19 protein-coding genes and 2 tRNA genes are annotated in these 15,065 nt (G+C 38.9%); 11 read left to right on the forward strand and 10 right to left on the reverse strand.

Annotation, left to right across the window (positions count from 1 at the left end; genetic code table 11):
- The first annotated feature begins 55 nt into the window (after nt 1-55).
- The 6 genes from J4526_03160 (at nt 56) to J4526_03185 (ending at nt 3,886) form a co-directional block, all read left to right on the forward strand.
- Nucleotides 56-652, forward strand: coding sequence for a hypothetical protein (locus J4526_03160; protein WFO75869.1), 597 nt, complete (start codon nt 56-58; stop codon nt 650-652).
- A complete protein-coding gene (locus tag J4526_03165) occupies nt 609-1,235 on the forward strand; it encodes a hypothetical protein (GenBank protein ID WFO75870.1) in 627 nt (208 codons plus the stop codon). Before J4526_03160 ends, J4526_03165 begins: the two co-directional genes overlap by 44 nt.
- 73 nt (nt 1,236-1,308) lie before the next feature.
- The gene (locus J4526_03170; GenBank protein ID WFO75871.1) at nt 1,309-1,707 is read left to right on the forward strand and encodes a translation initiation factor IF-5A; all 399 of its coding nucleotides are present in this window, start codon (nt 1,309-1,311) and stop codon (nt 1,705-1,707) included.
- A 1-nt stretch (nt 1,708) separates the two neighbouring features.
- Nucleotides 1,709-2,437, forward strand: coding sequence for a hypothetical protein (locus J4526_03175; protein ID WFO75872.1), 729 nt, complete (start codon nt 1,709-1,711; stop codon nt 2,435-2,437).
- An 81-nt stretch (nt 2,438-2,518) separates the two neighbouring features.
- Nucleotides 2,519-2,616, forward strand: a tRNA-Arg gene (locus tag J4526_03180).
- Between the two features lie 115 nt (nt 2,617-2,731).
- Nucleotides 2,732-3,886 carry an RsmB/NOP family class I SAM-dependent RNA methyltransferase gene (locus J4526_03185; GenBank protein WFO75873.1) on the forward strand — a complete coding sequence of 385 codons (1,155 nt, stop codon included), beginning with the start codon at nt 2,732-2,734 and terminating at the stop codon, nt 3,884-3,886.
- Here the strand turns inward: J4526_03185 and J4526_03190 are convergent.
- The gene (locus J4526_03190) at nt 3,861-4,409 is read right to left on the reverse strand and encodes a nucleotide-binding protein (GenBank protein ID WFO75874.1); all 549 of its coding nucleotides are present in this window, start codon (nt 4,407-4,409) and stop codon (nt 3,861-3,863) included. The genes J4526_03185 and J4526_03190 overlap by 26 nt on opposite strands.
- Entirely contained in the window at nt 4,381-5,226 is an 846-nt protein-coding gene (locus J4526_03195) for an NAD(+)/NADH kinase (protein WFO75875.1), read from the reverse strand. Before J4526_03195 ends, J4526_03190 begins: the two co-directional genes overlap by 29 nt.
- A 71-nt stretch (nt 5,227-5,297) precedes the next feature.
- Here J4526_03195 and J4526_03200 point away from each other — a divergent pair, with 71 nt between their 5' ends.
- On the forward strand, nt 5,298-6,296 hold the full coding sequence (locus J4526_03200; GenBank protein WFO75876.1) for a 50S ribosomal protein L11 methyltransferase: 999 nt from the start codon (nt 5,298-5,300) through the stop codon (nt 6,294-6,296).
- Here the strand turns inward: J4526_03200 and J4526_03205 are convergent.
- Nucleotides 6,195-6,728: a DUF371 domain-containing protein gene (locus tag J4526_03205; protein ID WFO75877.1), complete on the reverse strand. Its 534-nt coding sequence runs from the start codon at nt 6,726-6,728 to the stop codon at nt 6,195-6,197. The genes J4526_03200 and J4526_03205 overlap by 102 nt on opposite strands.
- Nucleotides 6,729-6,800: 72 nt before the next feature.
- Between J4526_03205 and J4526_03210 the strand changes: the two genes are divergently transcribed.
- Nucleotides 6,801-7,484: a protein-L-isoaspartate O-methyltransferase gene (locus tag J4526_03210; protein WFO75878.1), complete on the forward strand. Its 684-nt coding sequence runs from the start codon at nt 6,801-6,803 to the stop codon at nt 7,482-7,484.
- On the opposite strand, the gene fen is transcribed toward J4526_03210, so the two are convergent.
- From fen to J4526_03235, 5 genes are all read right to left on the reverse strand, one after another.
- The gene (gene fen, locus J4526_03215) at nt 7,481-8,533 is read right to left on the reverse strand and encodes a flap endonuclease-1 (GenBank protein ID WFO75879.1); all 1,053 of its coding nucleotides are present in this window, start codon (nt 8,531-8,533) and stop codon (nt 7,481-7,483) included. The genes J4526_03210 and fen overlap by 4 nt on opposite strands.
- Nucleotides 8,534-8,585: 52 nt before the next feature.
- Entirely contained in the window at nt 8,586-8,843 is a 258-nt protein-coding gene (locus J4526_03220; protein WFO75880.1) for an ArsR family transcriptional regulator, read from the reverse strand.
- A 91-nt stretch (nt 8,844-8,934) separates the two neighbouring features.
- Nucleotides 8,935-11,142, reverse strand: a complete 2,208-nt coding sequence (locus J4526_03225; GenBank protein WFO75881.1) for a CDC48 family AAA ATPase — start codon at nt 11,140-11,142, stop codon at nt 8,935-8,937.
- A 127-nt stretch (nt 11,143-11,269) separates the two neighbouring features.
- Nucleotides 11,270-11,545 (reverse strand): elongation factor 1-beta, encoded by a 276-nt coding sequence (locus J4526_03230; GenBank protein WFO75882.1) that lies wholly within the window; start codon nt 11,543-11,545, stop codon nt 11,270-11,272.
- Between the two features lie 20 nt (nt 11,546-11,565).
- Entirely contained in the window at nt 11,566-11,781 is a 216-nt protein-coding gene (locus tag J4526_03235) for a DUF1610 domain-containing protein (GenBank protein WFO75883.1), read from the reverse strand.
- A 110-nt stretch (nt 11,782-11,891) separates the two neighbouring features.
- On the opposite strand from J4526_03235, the gene pth2 reads away from it, so the two are divergent.
- Both pth2 and truD read left to right on the forward strand, forming a co-directional pair.
- Entirely contained in the window at nt 11,892-12,257 is a 366-nt protein-coding gene (gene pth2 / locus J4526_03240) for a peptidyl-tRNA hydrolase Pth2 (protein ID WFO75884.1), read from the forward strand.
- Nucleotides 12,254-13,378: a tRNA pseudouridine(13) synthase TruD gene (gene truD / locus J4526_03245; GenBank protein ID WFO75885.1), complete on the forward strand. Its 1,125-nt coding sequence runs from the start codon at nt 12,254-12,256 to the stop codon at nt 13,376-13,378. The genes pth2 and truD overlap by 4 nt, the downstream gene beginning before the upstream one ends.
- Nucleotides 13,379-13,381: 3 nt before the next feature.
- Here the strand turns inward: truD and J4526_03250 are convergent, their stop codons facing one another.
- Nucleotides 13,382-13,882 (reverse strand): transcription elongation factor, encoded by a 501-nt coding sequence (locus J4526_03250; GenBank protein ID WFO75886.1) that lies wholly within the window; start codon nt 13,880-13,882, stop codon nt 13,382-13,384.
- Between the two features lie 311 nt (nt 13,883-14,193).
- Nucleotides 14,194-14,301: transfer RNA gene (locus J4526_03255), tRNA-Cys, on the reverse strand.
- Between the two features lie 146 nt (nt 14,302-14,447).
- Between J4526_03255 and J4526_03260 the strand changes: the two genes are divergently transcribed.
- The gene (locus J4526_03260) at nt 14,448-15,002 is read left to right on the forward strand and encodes a nucleotidyltransferase (protein WFO75887.1); all 555 of its coding nucleotides are present in this window, start codon (nt 14,448-14,450) and stop codon (nt 15,000-15,002) included.
- Nucleotides 15,003-15,065 lie beyond the last annotated feature (63 nt).

Below are 15,065 nucleotides of genomic sequence, written 5' to 3' on the forward strand. Positions count from 1 at the left end.
GGTCTTTACCTATATAGTCCTTGTTTGTATTCGTATTTTTTAAGAGGCGTAATTAATGAGTAAAGTCTCTAAGGAAATAGGCTCAGCTGTAGTAGGCTTATCTTGTATTAAGTGTGTTGAAGAGCTCACAGCCTTGTTTTATAGAACTGTTGCTAAAGCATTTCCGAAGGAAATATCGTTAATACTTCTCTCTGTAAGTAATGTGTATCGCAATAATGCAATGTTGTTAAATTATTTCATAAATAACGTGATGAAACATGAGGTCAATTACTCTATTTGTTATCGTTCACAATTTATTATGAAATTAAAGGATCTTATTGATGAAATTAAGGAGAATATAAATAATATAGGTCTTGGTCATGCTGTAGGTATTGTTAAAGATTTTATTAGCTCAAAGAAAATTGATGACAAGATATATTATGTAGAACTACTTGTACCAGCTCTCAATGGGGTTCTTCGTGTATTTTGGAGTGAGTACAATGTTATTAATAAACAAGAGTTTGAAATATGGAGGAACATTTTTAGTGCAATAGCAGATATTGATAAACGATACAACGATATGTTAACCGAAATCCTTGCTAATATATATGTAAGCGAAGGTAATGGTCATGCCGGAAAAGAAGATAATATTGATGGGCTACAGCTTCTTTGATAAATACTACCTAAATCCTTCTGAAGAAATAGCAAAACTCCTCGATGGACAATCTATTGAGGAATTCTCTATAAAAGGCATAGTATTGCCTGTTTCCGTTGAGAAGGTTAAGAAGGAAGTGCCTAGGATATTAATGAGCGAGAACGCTAGTATTGTTCTAGGATTAGGGTTATCTCCGATAATAGATAAACCAGTGATCGAGCTCTCCTTCGTGAATTTATTATACTTCACTCGACCTGACATTGATGGGATGACTTATAAGTTTGAAAGTATAGTGGAGAATGCTCCTATGGTTTTATCTACAAATCTTCCATTTAAAGAGATTTGTGAAGAATGTGAGCACAAAGGAATAGGTGTAAGGCCTGGTGTTGGTATTGGAACATATCTCTGTAATATGCTTGGTTACTTAATTGCCTATTTTGCCCGCACGAAAAAATTCATAGGGGGATTCATACATATCCCTCCGCATACCGATCTAGCTATGAGGATAGGATTGCCTGTATCAGTCTCTCTACATGAAATCCTTGATTCGATCAAATGTGTTTTAAGAGCTACTGTAAAATATGTTAAAAGATATGGCTAAGAATTTTTATGGTGAGTAAACGAAAAGTGTTTTATAGGAGGTACTTATTCTTGGATATAGAGGTGGCGATGTGATGAGTAAGACGTATGCTACACTTGGTGAACTAAAGCCTGGTCATTTCATTATAATTGATGGAGAGCCATGTAAAATTGTTGAAATGAGTAAAGCTAAAACAGGCAAGCACGGTAGTGCAAAAGCACATGTAGTTGCAATAAGCATCTTTACTGGAAACAAGAAGACTCTTGTAGCCCCTGTTGATCAGAGAGTAGAAGTGCCAATTATAGAGAAGAGAGTAGGACAAGTAATAGCTGACATGGGTAACTCTGTTCAGCTAATGGATATGGAGACTTTTGAGACATTTGAAGTAGAAAAACCAGAAGACCCAGACCTTGCTGAGAAACTAAAGCCTGGCGTTGAAGTAGAGTATTGGGTTGTTCTAGGGAGAAGACTTATTGTTAGAACAAGAGGTTAGGTTGTACAGTTCGGTTCAAACACCTTTATGCGTATTAGCCAATATTTTTAGGAAAAACTTCAACTCTATTGATAGGTTTACAAGGGCAGTTGCTTTCAAGGTTTTCATAGATTATACGAGGTTCCTTAAAGAGAATGAATTATGGAGAATTATTGATGAAATTACTGGCGGCCTAGGATACGAAAAAGAAAACATTGATTTGTTCCGTGTAATCCAAGTGGGATGTTTGATTTCTTGGGCAGAGAGGGTATCCCCTGGTGCACGAGTACTCGAAATAGGTACAGGTCTTGGACGGACAATGTATTGTATTTTATCTACGGTCAATAATGTTGTATATTATAGTATCGATGCGTCTCCAATAATTTTATCAATAGCTCTTTATAGGAACCCATTTGAATTATTCACGAAAATTCTCTGGAAACATAATGTTCATCTAATACTAGGTGATGCTGTCTCAATTGTCGATATAATGTTAAAAACAGGAATCAAATTTGACCATATAATACATGATGGTGGACCGAATCCCAAGAAAAACCCTAGACTATATAGTTTTGATTTCTTTAACAAATTAGTTAGTCTACTTAATGAGAATGGGAGGATAAGTATTTTCGGAGGAAGGGATCCCAGAACAGTTAGCAAAATATATGGAATACTCAGGGAAATTGGCGTCAAAGCAGAGACAATAAGTTATCCTGGGATAAAAATAAGGGTTATAAGAGGCGTTAAATAATCGATGAAGAAAAACATAGTCCGTCTTCTTTAAAGAAATAAAGCTTATAATAGGTTGTTCAGACCAAGGAATAGATAGAGCGGGCCCGTCGCCTAGCCAGGATAGGGCGCCGGCCTCCTAAGCAAGCCACGGGCTGCAGGGCGAGCCGGTTGTCCGGGGTTCAAATCCCCGCGGGCCCGCTTCTACTTCTATGATGAAGCCGGACCCTATAGTGATTGATGAACGAGTTCGCTAGTGCTGAACTGCTTTATACTTATTTAGTTCAAGTAGGGTACTTTTCTCAAGGGTTGCATATTGAGTATATCTATGGATCCTGCAATATACTCAGAGTTAACAAGAGTTTATGGTAGTTTGACTGAGAAACTACTATACTTAATGAAAAAGCCTTGCAAACGACATTATCTTCGTGTAAATACGTTTGTTACTACTCGGGGTGAATTACTGGATATTCTCCGGGAAAAATATCCCGATTACATTTTTGAACAGGATCCATATGTTGATGAAGCCATCTACATAGTCGTTAAGGGCCCGTACAAAATACCTCTTGTCGAGAAAAAAGTAGTAGTTGACTGGCGTGCAGCTGAAAGCATAATGCTTGGTGCAAACGTGTATGCCCCTGGTGTTATTGATTTTGATGATTTTACTGAAGGGGATGAAGTGAACATCATATCGCCTGGTGGCGATGTTGTTGCGTATGGTATTGCTAAAGTATCATCGGAGAAGTTAAGGTATATGAAGAAAGGAGTCGTGGTCGAAACTCTTGTTAGCGAGTATAAATTACCTCCAATAGCAGATATGGATGAATATAAGAGGGGGATGTTTTATCCACAAAGTCTCCCCGCAATGCTTGTCTCTAAGATAGTTAATCCAAAGCCTGGCGAGACTGTTCTTGATTGTTGTGCGGCACCTGGTGGAAAAACAAGTCATCTCATACAATTAAGTAAAGGACTAGCCAGGATAATTGCTGTTGATAGGAGCAGGCCTAAAATAAACAAACTTGTTGACACAATACATAGACTTAGATTGCCTCGCAACATACATGTAGTATTAGGGGATTCAAGGTACCTGCATGAAGATATGCCTTATTTAAAGCCTGACAAAATACTTATTGACCCTCCTTGTACAGGTCTCGGTTTTAGGCCAAAAATAACTATCAATAAAACGCAAAGAGATATCATGAATAGTATTAGTTATCAAAAACAATTCATCAATATGGCTAAGCACGTACTTAGAAAAGGAGGATTATTAGTGTATTCCACATGCACTATAACTTTCAGTGAAAATGAAGGTATCGCCATGTATATAAGGAACATGGGTTTTGAGAATATTGAATTGGAACTTCCTTATTGTAGTAAGGTGTATATTGATGATATTGTAGGGTATAGATTTGATCCGTTTACACATGATATGAACGGATATTTTATCACGGTTTTTCAGAAGACTTCTTAACGCTTTTCTTCTTTAAAGGCGAACCACAAATAGGACATTTGTCTTCTTTAAGATTTGAAGACGTATAGTAGCATGCAGGACAAAAGACAATGTACTTTCTAAGAGCATGTATTCCTCTGGTTCGTAGAGGTTTAAATGGTATACCCATGTGGAGCAATGTATTCTGTATAGAGTAGTCATCAGTTATTACAATGACTCTATTGTTGTTTGTTAAAAGCTCGTACGCCAATGCTATAACATCAATATCTGTACTTGACAAACTATGGTGTTCACCTATTTTTGTAGCGACTTCTTGGACGTATCTTATGTATCTATCAGACGGTTTCTTCACGATTATCCTATTTAATATCATGGCTAGCTCAACAGATTCTCTTGTTTCTTTATCTCGTGCCTCATCTAGGACAGAAGGTGTTGTATATAGAATTATATGGGACCCGTATACTTGGAGGGGATATTTGGCTAAGAACGCTGATGTATCAAGAACTAGGATTACCTTATTTGAATAATGTAATTCTTGATTCAAGTACTCTCTTCACCATATCGCGTCGTATTCCTACTCTGATTAGCCTTATGTAAATGTTCGGTTGCTGTACTTTAATTATGGTGTTTGGGGGTAAGGTGTCAATATTTATTCCGTCAATGTATATTTTTGTGTATCCATGTGGTTTTATGAATATTTTTGCAAACATGTGAAGGAATATGGGTTTGATGTTTAAATTGACTGGGTTTACAGGAGTCACAAGTATACCATAGATACGTGGCTCAATAATAGAGCCGCCTGCGGACAGGGCATACGCGGATGATCCTGTTGAGGTAGACAATATTATACCATCGCCCTCGATATAAAATGATGTCTCGTTGTATGGGGTCAATATCTTTACTTCTGTTGTCAATACTCTACCGAAATCGTTGGTTAGAATGGTCACCTCATTTAACGCATAGTAATTTTTGTTACTAAATGTAACATTTATTTTCTCAACTTTATCTACAAAGAAGTTTCCTGTGATAAGTTTCTTCACTATTTCTTCGGGAGGAATTTTATCGAGATCTTCGTAGAATATTGTTCTTCTACCACATGGTACTGGTAGAACAAATGCAGGTCTATCACCTAAACACCATGATATTCTTAATAACGTGCCGTCGCCGCCAATTGATATTATTAAATCATACTTGTCTAGTGATCCTGGCTTCACATCGTCAACCCATATTGATTCCACAGTTGATTTAAAGAATTTCTTGAGTGTTTTATAGTACTTCTGTGCTAGTGATACACAGTGTCCAACAGGCTTGTACACTACTGCAATATTCTTGAAGAACAATTTCCTTTCCACCTTATACAATTAATACCCTTGATAGGGAAAAATAGTTAGCGTTAAGAAAAAGAGTGTTCATCTTTGTTCAAGGTGATATAGTGGGCGTGATGTGTGTTAAAATAGAGAAGAAGCTGGCTGAGAAGGCTAGAAGAATACTGAAGTCTCATAACCTCATTAACAAGAACTATAGTATATACCGTGAAGGAGATTACGTCTTTATTCCTATTAGTGATGAAGAGGAAACTGTCTCGATATTAAGTAGAAATGGTGTTGAGGCAAGTGTTGTTGAGTGTAATCCTCCTCAAAAAGAGTATCTTCAGTTCTCAAGAATACCTTCTTATGACCTTGTAGACGATATTATAATAATTCGTGAGAAGGCTGTCAATGAATATGGTGATATTAATGAGTTAGTTAAATTGTTAACTTCTCTTCATCCTAAAGTGAAGGCGATATATGTTAAGGAATATACTGAATCGGTTTTTAGAGTTAGTAGACTCAAGCTTCTATGGGGTACTGATGTCGAAGAAGTTTTTGCAAAAGAATATGGGCTAAAATTCTTTGTGAAAATAAAAGACGTCTATTACAACCCTAGGCTCTCGACAGAGCATAGAAGACTCGCCGAATCTGTATCGGATGGAGAAGTTGTTTTTGATTTGTTTGCGGGGATAGGTGGTTTCTCTATACATATAGCTAGTCTCCATAAAGTGAAGATTTACGCCAATGACATTAATCCCGTAGCTGTGTATTGTATGCTCAAGAACATTATGCTTAATAGGAAAATGCTTAAAGGAGAGATTATTGTATCTCTTGCTGATGCAAGGAAACTAATCAACTACATTAAACCGGGTTCTGCCGATAGGATAATAGCTAATTTACCACATGAAAGCCTGAAGTTTATTGACGTCTATAATTATCTGTCTCGTGAGGGAACAGTTCTTCACATATATGTTCTTGGGAAGGAAGAAGACATGGAAGGCGTCATGACGCTTCTTGAATCAAGAGGATGGAGCGTAGAGTCTATCACTCCTGTTATTGATTATGCTCCTCATAAATTCATTTATCGAATCGATGCTGTTAAAAGAAATGACAAGAAATAAGGCGGTCAATTTAGCTCCTTTACGTAGATCATTTATTAAACGTCTATCAAGATCAATGGCTGCCTTACTTGCTTTAACCACAGCAGTAGCCGGATCTATATACATGCTCTTTCTAACGATAATCCTCCTGTCATCAGCGTACATAAGACTCTCATTCCCATGTCCTACAATGATCTCCAGGTTCTCATTAACTTTAAGAAAGATTATTACTACCGAGAATCTATTTCTTACAAGTTTTTTGAAATCAGGATTGAAATCAGAGAGCGCCTTGTCTGCTTTAACACCTATTATGCAATCACCACGAGGAGTTAAATAGGGATCTCTTGTAATCTCAAATGTTGTCTTGTGGCGAGCTGTGATGTTCTCATGCCCTTCTGCATTGACTACTTCGATCTCATGGCTAGTTTTTTCCAAGAATTCCTTGGATAACATTGTTTTCCACCAATGAATCGCTATAGTAATTACTTGGTTTACCATTTATGTAGTATTTGGAGGAGCTGTAAAATGTTATCTTTTGAAAAGGAGCGGAAAAAGCTTGTTGAAAAACTTGTTGAAGAAGGTGTTATTAGGAGTGAAAAAGTAAAGAAGGCGATGCTTGCTGTTCCGCGTGAGGAATTTGTACCTCCTAGTATGAGACAATGGGCTTATGTAGATCAACCTTTACCTATAGGGCATGGCCAAACTATTAGTGCACCACATATGGTAGCTTTAATGACTGAACTTCTTGATCCACAGCCAGGTGATAAAGTACTTGAAATAGGTACAGGTTCTGGTTATCAAGCAGCTGTTTTAGCGGAAATTGTCGCTAAAAGCGATCCTAGTAGAAGGGGTCATGTATATTCTGTGGAGAGGATAAAGGAATTGGCTGAGTTTGCTAGAAGAAATCTTGCTCGGACAAGCTACATTAAGTATGTAACTATAATCGTTGGGGATGGAACCCTAGGTTACCCCAAGGAGGCGCCTTATGATAGAATTATAGTGACGGCAGCGGCCCCGGATATACCTGAGCCCTTGCTTCAACAGCTTAAGCCTGGCGGTAGAATGGTTATACCTGTTGGTGATACGAGTATCCAGAGGCTCTATATTGTTGATAAAAAACCTTCCGGGGAAATAAGCGTAAAAGAAGATATTTATTGTCTATTCGTCCCCTTGGTAGGAAAGTATGGATGGAATGAACGGTATTTCTAGCCGAACCACGCTTCTAGCCCCATTTGTTTACTCTTAATGTGCTCTCTGTAAGCCTTCTTCAGCCTCTCTATAGCATTCTTTACTCTATCTATGGAGAAATCGTGTTCATGTACAAGAAACTCTATAATATTCTTCTCATCTGGTTCGCGCCATTCTAGTTTATAGTCATCTGTTTTGGGTGGGTTAAGGAAGTATTCCCGGATCTTTAGTGGGTCTACGGGGAAGTATGCTCCGGGTATAACTTTGAGTGCTTTTTCGAGACTGCCATAGCTCTTGATGAGAGTGTATGCTTTCTTTGGACCTATACCTTTTACTCCTTCGGGATTGTAGTCTGTACCTATGAGAATAGCGATGTCTACTAGCTGTTCTCGTGTTATTCCAAGTTTCTTCAATAATTTATCGAGCTCAATTATCTCTGGTTTTATCTCTATATAAACGTCTTTACGTGGTAACTTCCTTCTCCCAGTTATGGTTAGGTTTCTTACAAGCCGGGGGCTTCCGAATAATAAGGAGTCGTAGTCCTGGCTTCCAACAGCCCATGTATCGCCTTTACTAGTCATGTAGGCTGCTTGTGCTTCTCCTTCAGCTGGTGCTTGAACCCATGGAATACCCATGTAGTCAAGCAGTCTTTTTGCATCGTTAACCATGTCTTCTGTTAGTTTAGATGACATCTGAGCATATCTCTTAGCAGCCTCGAGGTCTCCCTTCTTGAGGGCCTCTTCATACTTTTTAACGGCTTCTTCTTTTACTCGTTTTCTTCTCTCGATCTCCATTTGTTTGATCTCTGGTGGTTTTCCATCGAACACGTATACGGGTTTAATACCGTTTTCCATGAGGTTTATTGTCCTATAGAACAAGCCACTTAAATGGCTGGTTATCCTACCACGGCTATCCATTAAAGGAGTACCATCTGGCTGTCTTATTGCAGCTAAAAACTGGTATAGTGCATTATATCCATCAATAGCTATGGCATTTCCTCTAAGCATTCTCAGATCTTCAACAACTACTTTTACTTCGTCGGGAATAAGGTCTTTTAAGTTAACACCCAACCAGGGTCACCTATGAATTGTATGGGGTGGAGAAGAGTTTATTGTTAGCGGTTTAGATCTTGCCTTTTATAAAGTCTTCAGAAAACGTTATGTTTAAGTCTCTCCCAACTTTATTTACGATAATAAATCCTCTTAGCTCAAGAGTCATTATAATTTTATAGAGCTCACTTAACGATATATCATAGCCGTATTCCTCTTTAAGTATACGATACAATTCTCTATCAATAATTCTACCGCCATGTTTTGCTATTTCGTCTATGACAACCTTGTGTAATGGTCGTGGTCTCCATTGTGTACCTAGTTTACTCAATGCCCGTTCCCCCATTTTTATCACGTTAATGCATTAAAGGAGAGGAGACATTGTGTACTAGAGATTACGTGTAAAAACCATATAGCAAGACTTACGTGTATAACTGTGGTTTAATATGTGCTTTCGGTAATTTCTGTCTTGCGGTTTCAGCCCATTCTCTATACATTCTCTCCATTTGTGGTGTTATTGATGGTCTTATGTACATCATTGCTGTCTCAAAGTGCCTCATATGAACCATTGTTGTGTTTACGTCTTCTCTTAGTGCTTGTAATGCTGCTTCTCTAACAAGTGCTTCTAGGTCTGCTCCACTGTATCCTTCTGTTCTGCTGGCAATCTCCTCTAGATCGACATCGGGTGCTAATGGCATGTTTCTTGTATGTATTCTAAGGATTTCGAGCCGTGCTCTATAGTCTGGTGGTGGTACGTAGATGAGTTTGTCGAATCTTCCTGGTCTTAGTAGTGCTGGGTCTAGAATGTCTGGTCTATTGGTTGCAGCAATAACAACAACGTTCTCTAGTCTATAGATACCGTCCATTTCCGTTAATAGTTGGCTAACGATCCTCTCGGTCACCCTGGTGTCGCTAGCATAGCCACGGGCGGGTGCTATAGCGTCTATTTCATCGAAGAAAATGACTACGGGGGCGTATTGGCGTGCTTTCCTAAAGATCTCTCTTATTGCTTTTTCGCTTTCTCCTACCCATTTGCTGAGGATTTCTGGTCCTCTGACTGCGATGAAGTTTGCTCCGCTTTCGGTTGCCACAGCTTTTGCTAGCAAGGTCTTGCCTGTACCTGGTGGCCCGAACAACAAGATACCCTTAGGAGGCTTGATTCCCAGTCTCTTGAATGCTTCAGGGTACTTCATGGGCCATTCTACTGCTTCACGTAACTGCTGCTTAACATCCTCAAGACCACCAACATCACTCCACCTAACCTCAGGAACCTCAACATAAATCTCTCTCAAACCGCTTGGTACGACTTCTTTGTATGCTGCTAAGAAGTCCTCCATTCTAACTTCCATTTTCTCAAGTACTTCAGCTGGTATTGTCTCGCTTTCTAGATCGATTTCTGGGAGGTACCTCCTGAGTGCGTGGAGTGCAGCTTCTTTAGCCAAAGCGGCTAGGTCTGCGCCGGTGTAGCCGTGGGTTATTTCAGCTAATTTCTCTAAATCAACATCAGGTGCTAGGGGCATTCCTCTTGTATGTATTTGTAGGATCTCTAGTCTGCCTTGTTTATCGGGTAACGGTATCTCTATTTCTCTATCGAATCTACCGGGTCTCCTTAATGCTGGATCGAGGGCATTTGGTCTATTAGTTGCAGCTATTACTATAACGTCTCCTCTACTCTCAAGACCGTCCATGAGCGCTAGAAGCTGTGCTACAACTCTCCTTTCTACTTCGCCTACAACCTCATCTCTCTTCGGGGCTATCGCGTCTATTTCGTCGATGAATATTATTGCGGGTGCATTCTTTTTTGCTTGCTCAAAGATCTCTCTTAGTCTTTGCTCGCTTTCTCCATAGAATTTACTCATGATCTCTGGGCCATTGATTGCTATAAAGTATGCTTCAGCCTCGTTTGCTACAGCCTTTGCAAGCAGGGTTTTGCCAACACCAGGTGGACCATAGAGTAGTATTCCCTTGGGGGGCTCTATTCCTAGCCTCTTGAAGAGCTCAGGGTGTCTTAGAGGTAGTTCTACTAGTTCTCTTACTCTCTGTATAATGTGCTTCATACCGCCTATGTCTTCGTATGTTACACGTGGTACTTTGTATTGTTCATCAGGCTTCTCGAGTAGAATAAGGTTTGTTGTTGACTTTATTATCACTGGTCCTTTAGGTTTTGTGTAGACTACTGTGAAGGGGAGCGATTGACCCAACATGTGGATAAGAATCATATCGCCCTCAATGACGGGTCTCTCGAGTAGTTTTGATTTAACGTACTTGGCGAATCCTTGGTCGACTGTTGCATAGAATTTCGTTGGAGCTATTTTTACTACTTGCGCGGGTCTAGCGTAGATTTTTGATACAGTTACTTTATCGCCTATTTTCACGCCAGCATTCTGTCTAGTTACGTTGTCAAGCCTGATTATACCGAGTCCTCTGTCTTCAGGCATTCCCTGGATAGCTTTCACAACGGTTTTTCTTTTTCCTTCAACTTCTATTATGTCGCCGTTTTCTATCTCTAGTTTCTTCATTGCATCTGGGTCTAGTCGAGCTATGCCTTTGCCTGTATCTCTATGATATGCTTCTAGTACCCTCAATACGAGTTTCTTCGAAGAACTGCTAGCAGTTATTGATGGTGTCACGTTTTACACCTATTATCATACTTCCTCTAATTAAGTGGTGTTTACCCCCCTAAAATACCTTAGACACTTATGTAGTTTAGAATAGTTTTTTGAAAAGACTATTTTTCCATTACAAAAAACAACTAGTTTACTCTGATAGCCTATGGACTATTTCAACCTCTACCTGGCTAACTCCATCAACACTTGATACGAGTTTTTCTAGAGGCTCAGTGCCTCCCTCGGTTATCTCGGGCATTATGATGTATACTCTAAGTGCTTTTAGACCAAATGCTATAGGCTCGATCTCATGTCTAGCTAGTTCATAGCCTTCTGGTAGTTTCTCTTTTATCTTCTCTTTGAGCTGCTCTAGATCGATGTTTATGTCTTCAGGAAGAATCTTCATTACAACAAGTACTCTAGCCATATATACCACCTAACTAGAGGTTATGGACCAACGAAACCACAATTAGGACATTTATATTGTACAGAGAATTTTCTACATTTCTTACAACGCCATATTAGTACAGTTCCGCAGTTAGGGCAAGAAAACGATACACCATGCTCATGCGGCTGGAGCGGCCTATGGCAACTAGAGCATATTGGTGGTGATGCGGCTTCCAGGATCTGTGCTCCTCCGGACTCCTCGTACTTGCTGGCCATGGCTCAAACACCGTTAGGACTACTGCATTGGTTAAAACTCTATACAAGCCTATAAAACTATCGGATAGAATAAGCATGTATATAAGTTGAGCTTAATGGGAGGTAGTAGAATGGTTGATGTATTTAACTATAAGCAGGTTATTGTTGTTCGAACTGACATAAGTATGAGTAAAGGAAAACTAGCGGTACAAGTAGCTCACGCAGCTGTTTCAGCTGCTTTCGAAGCATATAGAAAATGGAGGAAATGGTTTGATGAATGGTTTGCGGAAGGGCAGAAGAAAGTCGTGGTGAAAGTAAGTTCTGAGAAAGAACTACTAGATATAGCTGAAGAGGCACGTAGGCTTGATCTACCTGTTGCTATTATCCGTGATGCCGGGCTTACGGAGCTCCCGCCTGGAACTCTCACGGCCGTAGGAATAGGGCCGGCGCCATCGAATATTATCGATAAGGTTACAGGGAGGCTTAAACTACTATGAAGCCTTGTTACTGTAATGATCTCGATATCGTGGCAGGAATATCGTTTTGCTTAACCCGGGAAAAAATTGATGCGAAATACAGTTTTTCTCCCGAAACATTTCATGTGATCGAAATTATTGATTGGAGGAGTCTAGGATTCAATATTGATAATGGAGACTATATTGTTCTTAAGATTGAGAAAAAGAACATCGATACCTTTACTGTGGCTGATGTTGTTTCGAAAACACTGGGTGTGCCTAGGAGCAATATTATATACCTCGGACTTAAAGACAAGCGATCGTATTCAGTACAATATTTCTTCCTGAAAAAATACTTGGTTAGAAGAGACTTAAAGATAGGCAGTGTATTAATTGAACAAGATAATCTTGTTGCAATTGTGCATGGATTTGTTAGAAGGAAACCTAGGAAAGAACATCTTTTAGGAAACATGTTTAGAGTTCTCATAAGTGATTACAATAAAAATCACCATAAAGCTAGGAGTATTATTGATAAAATATGTATTCACGGTCTTCCCTCATATTATGGTTATCAAAGATTTGGTGTCACGAGACCAAACACGCATTATGTAGGTAAAATGCTTCTATTAGGAGAATATGTTGATGCACTCCATGAATTTGTGGAGGGAGCCTATCTTAGTGAATCAATAGAATCACTAAAATCACGTAAATACAAGGTTTTTCCCTACTCAATGAGGTATGAGTTCCAAGTATTCAAAAGATCTATGTCAAGTGTTTATCATTCCTGGATGAGTCTTGACTCAAGATTATTCAACTTGTTTATTGAATCATATCAATCATATCTCTTTAACAGAATGTTATCAAAAATATTTCTTCTAAAGAGAAACGTTGCGAATAAAGTGAATGAAGTATGTGTCCCTGGAATGGATTGTCTTGACCCCTTTGATATTGTTACCGAAGTATTACTTGATGAAGGAATTGACTATAATGTATTTTCTGCAAGAAGAATAAGGGGTTGGCGGCGGAGCATCTTGTTTAGACCACGTGATGTCAGATTTGAAAGACACGGTACTGATTTCTATTTGGTTTTCCGTCTAGAAAAAGGGTTTTTTGCATCTATTGTCTTAAGAGAATTGTTTAAAGAAAATCTTGAATTAAAGTGAAAATTACTCGTATCTTATTCTAACGGGCTTACCTATAATTTCGCCGAGAATTTTCTCATAGTCTTTTATGTAATTAGATATCAGTCTATGATCCCTTCTCGGGATCCTAATAACAACTTGTTCGCTTCCATCGGGAAGCCATAAGGTGTTGACGCCTAGCAGTATTGCAGGATGAATGACTTGTTCTATAAGTCTTCTTATATCACCTGTTTTTTCAATAATCTTTACTCTAAAACCTAGTTTCTGTGAAAGGTCTTTGGATGCTTTCTCTAATGCTTTGGGATCGCCGATACCTTGGACAAGTACTATAATTATGTTATCGCTCTTGTATGCTTTTATATAACTGCCTTGTCTTAACTCTTTATACTTGCCTTCCTCTAGCTCTATCAGTGTCTTCATTATTGGTATCTCGTATTGTTGTACTTCTCCTGTATCGACAAGTCTTTGGCAGCGTGGACAAAGTATGCCGCTTTTAACACAGACCTTGTCTAGCGGGTACTTCACTTAAGACAACACCTCATTTCTGCTTCAGCATCCTTCTCTTAAAGCTTAAGACATTATTTAGACTATTAACCTTATTCCCTATTTGTATTTTGTTCCTATAATATCTTTAGGATCTTTTTAACTTGATTGAATTGAGAACAGATATGTAGGAGTTTTGTTCTTCAAAATAATTAGATGATGAGTACTCCCCAGCGGGAGCTCTTGGCTATGAAGAAAATTCCTTTATCTGACTTATTGGTTAGCCTTCTTCAAAAAGACTAAAGACTATTGGTTCTATTGTATTGTTGAGTTTGCTTAGTGAACTAGAAGAGTGGAGCCGGGGGCGGGATTCGAACCCGCGATTAAGCGGGTTTCTGTGACGGGCGGTTGTTTATGGGGCCACTGCAGCCCGCCGCCTTTGACCGCTCGGCCACCCCGGCTCCTCTTCTTTCTTTTTCTTGTGTTTTACTGGGTTTAAATGTTTCAGTGTCTTCGTGTTGTTGGGACTTGTTTTCGTGATTAAAGTATTTAAGGTTATTTTGTTGAATAGACATGTAAGTGTTTTGTGAGTTATAGGTGATGTATTATGGGGTATAGTATTGATGAGCTTGCATATGTTCTTGGAAAGCTTATGGAGTATGGTATTGACTTCGTAATTATAGGTGATACTGTTGTACAGTTTGCGTTAAAGAAGAAAATTCTTGAGGGCGATGTTGACTTGTTTGTTATAAGTCCTAGCGTTATTGTTGAGGAGGAAAAGTATGGTAGTATAGCGGAGTCTGAAGGCTGGCTCTACGCGACTACAGATGCTGGTACACCTAAGATTATAGCCAGAGTTGATGATAAGGAGATACCTCTAGAATTCTATGAAAACATATTCGATATCTATGTACCTGAGGAGATCATATCTGGTGCTGGGAAGAAGAAAATTAGCGGTATAGAGATCAAGATGATCAAGCCTGAGGAATACATAGTATTAAAGGCTAGACAGGGAGTAGACCTAGATAAGTTATCGAAGTATATTAGTGAGTTGAAGAACGATATTGATAAGAGGATCATATTGAGAACTATCATGTACTTCCCCGAAGACGAGGAGAAACTTATTATAAGTAGGCTTAGACAAGCGGGTCTCTCAATATAATAGTTACGACCTTCCTTTTATATGGTGTCTAGCCTATTAATTTTAATTATAAAAACTTGTTTT

The organism is Desulfurococcaceae archaeon MEX13E-LK6-19, assembly GCA_029637525.1.
GTDB lineage: Archaea > Thermoproteota > Thermoprotei_A > Sulfolobales > Desulfurococcaceae > MEX13ELK6-19.

What these genes read in the sequence shown, in the direction of transcription:
- J4526_03160 (WFO75869.1), top strand. Translation starts at nt 56, where the DNA reads ATGAGTAAAGTCTCTAAGGAAATAGGCTCAGCTGTAGTAGGCTTATCT.
- J4526_03165 (WFO75870.1), top strand. Translation starts at nt 609, where the DNA reads ATGCCGGAAAAGAAGATAATATTGATGGGCTACAGCTTCTTTGATAAA.
- J4526_03170 (WFO75871.1), top strand. Translation starts at nt 1,309, where the DNA reads ATGAGTAAGACGTATGCTACACTTGGTGAACTAAAGCCTGGTCATTTC.
- J4526_03205 (WFO75877.1), bottom strand. Translation starts at nt 6,728, where the DNA reads ATGTTATCCAAGGAATTCTTGGAAAAAACTAGCCATGAGATCGAAGTA.
- J4526_03210 (WFO75878.1), top strand. Translation starts at nt 6,801, where the DNA reads ATGTTATCTTTTGAAAAGGAGCGGAAAAAGCTTGTTGAAAAACTTGTT.
- J4526_03230 (WFO75882.1), bottom strand. Translation starts at nt 11,545, where the DNA reads ATGGCTAGAGTACTTGTTGTAATGAAGATTCTTCCTGAAGACATAAAC.
- J4526_03235 (WFO75883.1), bottom strand. Translation starts at nt 11,781, where the DNA reads ATGGCCAGCAAGTACGAGGAGTCCGGAGGAGCACAGATCCTGGAAGCC.
- pth2 (WFO75884.1), top strand. Translation starts at nt 11,892, where the DNA reads ATGGTTGATGTATTTAACTATAAGCAGGTTATTGTTGTTCGAACTGAC.
- truD (WFO75885.1), top strand. Translation starts at nt 12,254, where the DNA reads ATGAAGCCTTGTTACTGTAATGATCTCGATATCGTGGCAGGAATATCG.
- J4526_03260 (WFO75887.1), top strand. Translation starts at nt 14,448, where the DNA reads ATGGGGTATAGTATTGATGAGCTTGCATATGTTCTTGGAAAGCTTATG.